The sequence below is a fragment of the Paraburkholderia sp. SIMBA_053 genome (genome assembly GCF_046534895.1).
GTDB classification, from domain to species: Bacteria; Pseudomonadota; Gammaproteobacteria; order Burkholderiales; family Burkholderiaceae; genus Paraburkholderia; species Paraburkholderia caledonica.
The window spans coordinates 1-252 of the sequence record NZ_JAWRXU010001243.1 but is presented as its reverse complement, the minus strand read 5'-3'; the positions used below and the strand labels follow the sequence as shown (position 1 = coordinate 252).

General features: G+C 73.4%; 1 protein-coding gene. It reads left to right on the top strand.

Going from position 1 to position 252, the window contains the following annotated elements:
- Positions 1-252, top strand: a 252-nt coding sequence (locus tag SB753_RS39600) for a hypothetical protein (RefSeq protein ID WP_410805490.1), incomplete at both ends; no start/stop codon positions are given.

The window sequence follows — 252 nt, the reverse complement described above, 5'->3', positions numbered from 1 at the left end:
GCGGCGAACAGGTCGAGGCGCTGGAGCGTGAACGCAGTCGCATCGAGCGCGAACGCGACGAGCGCGCGCGTCGTCGCACCCAGATCGAGCAGGCCTGCCGCCAGCTCGGCACCGCGCTGCCGGACAGCGCGATGGGTTACGCCGAGCAGGTCGAGCGCGCGCGTGGGCTGCTGTCCGGCAACCGCGAGCAGGCCGGCTCGGTCGATGAAGCCATCGCCGAGCGCATGGCCGAACGGCGCGAGGACGAGCGCC